At 32.7% G+C, this 7,018-nt stretch carries 6 protein-coding genes; 2 read left to right on the top strand and 4 right to left on the bottom strand.

Annotated features, from left to right (window positions below; translation table 11 throughout):
• Positions 1–868 precede the first annotated feature (868 nt).
• Together AC4CU0_RS15965 and AC4CU0_RS15970 are read left to right on the top strand one after the other, a co-directional pair.
• Complete coding sequence (locus AC4CU0_RS15965) at positions 869–2,068, top strand: hypothetical protein (protein WP_180024875.1); 1,200 nt, start codon at positions 869–871, stop codon at positions 2,066–2,068.
• 301 nt (positions 2,069–2,369) lie between these two features.
• Positions 2,370–3,254, top strand: a complete 885-nt coding sequence (locus AC4CU0_RS15970; protein ID WP_490747100.1) for a hypothetical protein — start codon at positions 2,370–2,372, stop codon at positions 3,252–3,254.
• Positions 3,255–3,472: 218 nt separating this feature from the next.
• Here AC4CU0_RS15970 and AC4CU0_RS15975 read toward each other — a convergent pair whose 3' ends face one another.
• The 4 genes from AC4CU0_RS15975 to AC4CU0_RS15990 form a co-directional block, all read right to left on the bottom strand.
• Complete coding sequence (locus AC4CU0_RS15975; protein WP_490747101.1) at positions 3,473–4,684, bottom strand: DNA cytosine methyltransferase; 1,212 nt, start codon at positions 4,682–4,684, stop codon at positions 3,473–3,475.
• A 32-nt stretch (positions 4,685–4,716) separates the two neighbouring features.
• Entirely contained in the window at positions 4,717–4,956 is a 240-nt protein-coding gene (locus AC4CU0_RS15980; RefSeq protein WP_490747102.1) for an HTH-like domain-containing protein, read from the bottom strand.
• A gap of 271 nt (positions 4,957–5,227) precedes the next feature.
• Positions 5,228–5,755, bottom strand: coding sequence for a plasmid replication DNA-binding protein (locus tag AC4CU0_RS15985; RefSeq protein ID WP_180024906.1), 528 nt, complete (start codon positions 5,753–5,755; stop codon positions 5,228–5,230).
• 129 nt (positions 5,756–5,884) lie between these two features.
• Complete coding sequence (locus tag AC4CU0_RS15990; protein ID WP_180024876.1) at positions 5,885–6,892, bottom strand: replication initiation protein; 1,008 nt, start codon at positions 6,890–6,892, stop codon at positions 5,885–5,887.
• Positions 6,893–7,018: the final 126 nt, after the last annotated feature.

The following is a 7,018-nucleotide window of genomic DNA, read 5'->3' on the forward strand; positions in this document are numbered from 1 at the left end:
CAACCTAACATTTCACCCCCACCAACCTAACATTTCACCCCCACTTAAAGCCAATAACCTAACATTTCACCCCCACTTAAAGCCAATAACCTAACATTTCACCCCCACTTAAGTGTCTGAAACACTGATATAGCAATACATTAAGACTAGCCGTAAAGCTTTTTAAAAGCTTTTTAAAAGCTATTAAAAGCTTTTAATAAAGCTTTTAAAATTAATAAATGAAAATTGCCCTCGGTTTTCGCTACGCTCAAACTCTATTGAACTTCGCTTTCGCTCAGTTCGTAGGGGCAATTTTTGGCTCAGAATTTCGTGACTTTAAAAAAAGTAAAAGCAAAAATGAATTCGCTTCGCTCGATCTAGGAGTCTATTTTTGCATCTGATTTAAAGCTTTTTAGACTTCACAGCACCCAAAAGGAGTTTTTCAGGGAGTCTAGGCGCAACTTTTTATTGTGTCGCTCGTAGACACTCGCTTATATATTTATGTTTAGAAGCAAAAAATAGGGGATATTAGCTCGTTTAACTCTAAAAACAATAAATCCCCTCGTTAAATCATTAAACACTCTTAAAGCGCAAAATAGAGCCTTTGGAGCAGACATTCATATTTAAAACCCACACATGAAATAAACAGCAGCATGTTGCTGACGCTCAATTTACGGAACTCTTATTTATGCACGAGCCGATTTCGTCAAGAAATTGGCTCGTGGTTAAGAAAAAGCAGGCTGTAAGCCTTTTAAACTCTGGTACGTGTTTTATACTCGTGCCAATTACCTTATTTTTTTTCTAAGAAATGATCTTTTACTCAATAAAAACAACAGACTGTTTACAAGCCATAATCAACTGCGTTTCAGTCAGCAATGCCCGTTACTGGATGACAAGTAAATTTAAAATCGAGGAGGCAAACAGAATTATTCCAAAACTTATTGCTGCATATTCACTCGATTTAACAGAACAGCAGCGGAAGACGATCCGCAGGCGAGGTGAACCAACTTGGACGTTGGTTCTGAATTACGACCCTGCCGATAAAGAAAAAGTCGGACGTTGGATTGATTTTTGGCTTTTCACAACTGGTTACAGTCCGAACCCACGAAAGAAAGTCAATAATCTTGAGGAAATCGCACGACTTAACCGTGAGCTTGTCAAAAAACAAAAAATGCACCCGATCTACACCCAAAATCCAAGCGAGTTAATTACATTTCGCGGCTATACGCTTGGCCAGTATGCTGTGCATGTAAATTCCAAAGGTGAGGAAAAGAAAGACTATTGGAATCCCGAAGAACTGGGCTTGTTAGACTTTGAAATTATTAAGAAAAAGATTGTTCTACCGCCTTGTGACAAGGCTTTGCTAGAAAAACTTTCGCTTGGTGAAATTCATTCCCAACTAAAAAATAAATACGGAATTAATATGCACACGCGCTATCACAATAAGAACAATGGCATACTCAAGCGATTATATAAAGAAAACCAATCTCTTATTAATCGTTATAATCATTATGCAAAAATGAAAGGCGATATAGATATTCGTCACACATGGTATTTAAGTGAAGAATCAAAAAATTCTATTACTTGTGAATTAAAAAAATATTTTAAACAAATAGTGCAACACCCTGAGAGAATAGAGGGGGCATTTCAGCGATTATTTCAACGTGGTCATTATCACGGTGTACGTCATCAAGTCGGTAATTACTTGGCATATTGGAAAAGAACCATTAAAGAACAATATCCTAATATTTTCAAAAATTTAGACTTTCCTGAAACATTGAACTATGTAAGATTTTCTGAGAAAATATATGATAATTTTAAACAATTCCATAATGCCTGTATTATTGCTAGTATTCATTTTGAATTACAAAAAAAATATGCAGAAATGAAAAAATTAAAATATAGAACATTGGCTAAAGAATTAAGACAAAAAAATGAAGAATTGAGAAATGCTAATGCTTCAAGAATTAATTTAATAATCAAAGAATCAGATAAAAAAATGTTTGTTGAGCATAATATATCTGATATTGAGGTTAAAGATTTTATTGCACGTTATCCGAATATGAATCCATTATTATTGGACGATTAAAAAAAGGGCTTAACGCCCTCTGCTTATGCTTAATTCTTCCAGTTTTCTCTCCCAGTCATCGGCTTGTTTATGTGTTGTGATCTCATATTGAATGCGCTTCATCATGTCGATTTAAGATTCTGAACCTTGAATAAAACGATCTGCTAAGCCCATTTTGAAGATATATCCCCTAATTTCGCATAAGAGATTTTATGTTAAATGATCTATAAGAGACTTTATGTTGAACAAATGAATCGTAAGTGCTTAAAAAAAAATGTGATTAGGAGTAATGTTCTTTCTATTTTAATTAAGGACGATCCTCATGAATTTTAAAAACTTCTCTACAGAAGATGCATTAATTTTTAGTTTTTTTACTATGTATTTATATGGGTTAGAGAAAAATAAAGTAATTTTAGATCTTTTGAAAGCTGTTGTTTTTCATTCAGATGAAGCAAATACAGATAAGGATTTAAAAATTGCAGTGAAAAATTATATGATTAGTCATCCACGTATAAACGTTCAAAGTAATGGTATGTTTTTATTGGATATTGATGGAAATTCTATAATATCTAACTTAACAGATATGATGCAATTTTCAATTAATAATGTTTTTTTACCAGAGGAATTAACCGAAGAACATAAAAAGGTAATAAGACAATCAAAAACATCGGTTTATACAAATCCTGATCTGTATATAGAAGTATTAGGAGCTAACCAAGCTGTTCAATATATCTCATTAGAATTGAAATCTACCAAACAAGATAAGATTCCTGGATCGAGTGCTCAACAAGCAAATCCTTATGAATGGACTTTATTTGTTAAACATAGTGCTAATAGCATTGATCTTATTAGTGGTCTTTATGCAAATACAGTTACAGGAAAACTTCCATTTCCTGATAGAAGTCCACGACCACAAGTTAGTTTTTCTCAGCTTAAAGACTGGAATGATACATATAGAAAATATGATGCAAATGGTTTTAGATTAACTATCAATACTAAAGATTTAGATGAAAAAGCTTTGGTAATATCTGATTGGGAAAGTTCTTTAGTTAAAGATTGGATGGAATATATTAAATCTGATAAGAAGCCTAATAAATGGTTTGATCATACACAGAGAATGTTTGTTAAAGATTTAATTTCATACTATGAAAGTCTTTCTGAAATAGAAAAGAAAGCTTTTTTTGATAAAAATTTAAAGCATGTTTAGTAAAAAAGAGTTTAGTTCAGAAAAAGGGATAAAAATGTTAATTACATATGATCTTTATCATACGTATGGCTTTTATCAGAGAGACATAGCCAAAATTTTTGGCTATGCCCCAACAACTATTGGCTATTGGTTAAATAGTATAAAAAGATAGGTCATTTAAAAGATTTTAAAAAAATTGTATCTGATCAAAAAGAAACAACTTTTGAAATCGCAAAAAATTATTTATTAAATAATTGATCCCAAATACTTTTTAAATGAGTACCTAAAGCAAATCCTAGGAGAGGTGGTACAGCATTTCCAATAATTTTATAAGCTGATGATGCTGAAACAGAATTGTTTTTTCCATGATTAAAAACAAATTCGTAATTAGGAGGAAAGCTTTGAATTAAGGCACACTCTCGAACTGTTAGTCTTCGCTGAGGTAAATGGAATTCGGAGGTATTTTTTCCGCCATTTTCTTCTGATAAACGTCGGAATTCTATATTTCCATGATGTTCAGCTCGAATAGTCGGAGCCTGTGCAAAAATATTTACCTCAGTATTGCCTTGAGACTTTTTAAATAGCTTTGCTTTGGAATAAGATTGCTGACTCTTATCATCTATAGCATCTTCAGGTTCAGGTAAATGTTTAAGAATTTCTTGAAGAGTAGCAAATGGTTTTAAATTTCCATCATTACCATGAGTTTTTTTAGGGTAAGGGTAAACACTAGATTTTTCTTTATTTTCTAAAAGATCTTTTAAGGCTTCTGGATTTGCATAACGCTTTGAAATTCCAATAAAAATTACACGTTCTCTATTTTGAGCGACTCCATATTCTTTAGCATTTAAAACTTGTGCATCTAGTACGACATATCCATCATCAATATTGCGGAAATCATTTTGAATAATTTCTTTTACATCACCTAAAGTAACGAGTCCTTTTACATTTTCAGCAATGAAAATTTTAGGTTTAGTCATTTCTACAACTTTTTTTAGCCATAGATAGAGCTGACCTCGATTAGCATCTGTTGCTTCATCATAAATGACACCATTGTGGTCTTTATGTGAGTCAAAACCTTTCCTTTTGCCAGCTAAGCTAAAATCTTGGCAAGGGAACCCACCTGTTACGACATCAATATTCTCTGGAAAAGTAAAAGCCTGTGTTTCTACATTTTTAACAACATCAACAATACTTTCTAAATGAAATATTTCTTCAGGATTTGTGTATCTATTTTTAAAGAAATTACACCAAGCATTTTTTGCAAATGGCAAAATGTCGTTAGAAAAAACGGTTTCGAAACCTGTTTTATTTAAAAATACATAATTTTCATCATGTTCGTTTATGTATGGGGCATATACGTCAAAATTAATTGATGACTTGTGAGCAAGGAAGCCACCCTCTAATCCTAAGTCCATACCACCGCAGCCAGAAAATAAAGATAAAACTTTCAAAATACGCTCTTCTATAAAATTAATGGTAAGGCTTATAGTCTGGATACATCCAATCCAGCTGCTTTTAAACGTTCTGTGATATTTCGCATTTTGCTAAATTCAGAACCATATCCAATGGGAAGCTTTGCTTCTTCGCAAAACTCTTTAGAGGTAATTGTTTTCAACTCATCTGCGTATTTGATCATCTGAATATGTAATTCAGCTGTCTGTCTATTTCTAGGAGCATTATTTACAGCATCAACAATACATTTAAAGATTTCTTCATGTGTCACGATATCGTCCTTCATAATTTATATAAATAATATAATTTATATAAATTATATAGTCAAGATTTAAAGCATTTATATATTTTGAAGATTTTCTACAATTAACATAATACACCTTATACGAAATGCTGTATAATTATCCTTATAATTCAATGCTGTAGTTCCTAGTTGATAGCCCGAGTTTCCATGACCGGGCTTTTTTTATGATTTTTCACGTTTCACGCCTATTCTTTGATCAATGTTTCACAACTTTGATTAGTACACCTAAACAAGCCTCTTAGCCATTCGGCAGAAAAAATCGGCTCCAGAAGCCTCTTTTCGGCTGCTCCGGTTCAACCTGCTCCGGCACTGGAATGCGCTTATTTTCCGTCTGTTCTGGAGTAGTCAATCCGTCATCTTTTGGTTCTGGTCGAGAATTTTCTGTCATTTCAGAATGAGTAGTAACTTTATGTTCATCTAGCTCTTTTTTTGGTTGTTCTAGCTGACCTTTAAACTCAATTCTGTGGGTCAAATCTTCTATATGCTGCATCAAAGACTTTTCTCTTTGGTTAGCTAGATCTAACTGATTTTTGAGTAGAGAAATTTGATCTTTCAATACATTTTCAATCTCGGATTGAACACGTACTTGTACATCCTTCTGGGCGTGTTCTGTACGTGTACTGGACTGAACACCGATAGGATTGCCATAGACTCTGATAAGTTCAGATAAATCTATAAGCCCATCATGATCCCTTGATAATTCACCATTTTTTATAGCTTCATATATTGTTGTTCGTGACTTTTTAAAAGCTTTACTTGCGTCCATGACACTGAATTTTGTTTTGTTCAATGCAATCCCTCAGTACGTATTTAAGGATGTTCATCTGAACATCTTAGCTGAACATATATCTTATTTTGAATTAAATCGTACTTTTCTAGGTATAGCAGCAATTTTTCAAACTTTTTGTTTAATGGTAAAGTCGATATTGAATTCTGCTAGTTTTTCAATCCATCTATTACCTTCATTATTCTTAAAATCAATTTTTATTCTTTCTACTAATTCGTCTGTAGTCTCACCAGATTCTTTGAATCTCAAACTCAATTCTTTACTTTGAATTATCGTTAAATAAACCATTTTTGCGGTTATTTTATTTTGCTCTTGGTTACTACCAGTTTCACTTTGTTGGTTAGCTCCAATAGTTTTCTTTTTTCTAACTATAAAATTAACATGACTAGCTTTGCGTCCCTCTTTTTTGACTGCTTTAAACTCAATAGTAAGTTCTGTTTTAGAGTTAATATCATCAATATGAGGTTTAAGAATAGTACTTTTGAAATCTCTATATTCTGGGTATGAATTTTCTGCAAGACCTAAAGCACTTTTTAATTCTTTAATGGATACATCGAAGTTAGACCGGAATTCATTTTGTATCAAGAAGGGGTAAAGTTTTAAGCCGTGACCATGTAAGGCAACAGCCGACTTAACTTTAAATTTTGTATACGAGTTTTGTTTATTAAAAACATACATAATGTATAGGGCAAAATGCGTGAAAGAAATATAAAAACATCCATCTTTGTATGAGCATGTACTAATGAGTCTTGTTCGAATTTCTCGATCTTTTTCAAGATGATAAAAAACTACACTGTGGTCGTAGAGAGCATCTACTACTCGGTTTAAGGCTACATAAGCACTGCTTGGTTTTAAGCCCGTCAATTCAGCATATTCTTTAGCTGTTACAGTGAATTCTGTTGTTTCATTTGGATCTGATGCTAGCCTAACTTTAGGGCTAAAAAAGAATAGCAATTTTAAAATATCGTCTTTTGGTGATTTCTCATGCTTTAATTGCCAGAAAATATTTTGAAAGACAGCATAGTCTTTTGGATAACGTTTGGCAGGTGCTGCAAGAGGAAAAAGAGATTTGTCATGTTCCTCAAAATTTTTAATTTTCTTCAATGATACAACCATCTAAAATCACTATTCTTCTATTATGTGGTGGTATTTTAAATACTAATCACCCCCACTTTATAAGTCAAGCATATCTAAATTAAAACCTAACATTTCACCCCCACCAACCTAACATTTCACCCCCAC

Source organism: Acinetobacter sp. LipI_15, assembly GCF_058242865.1.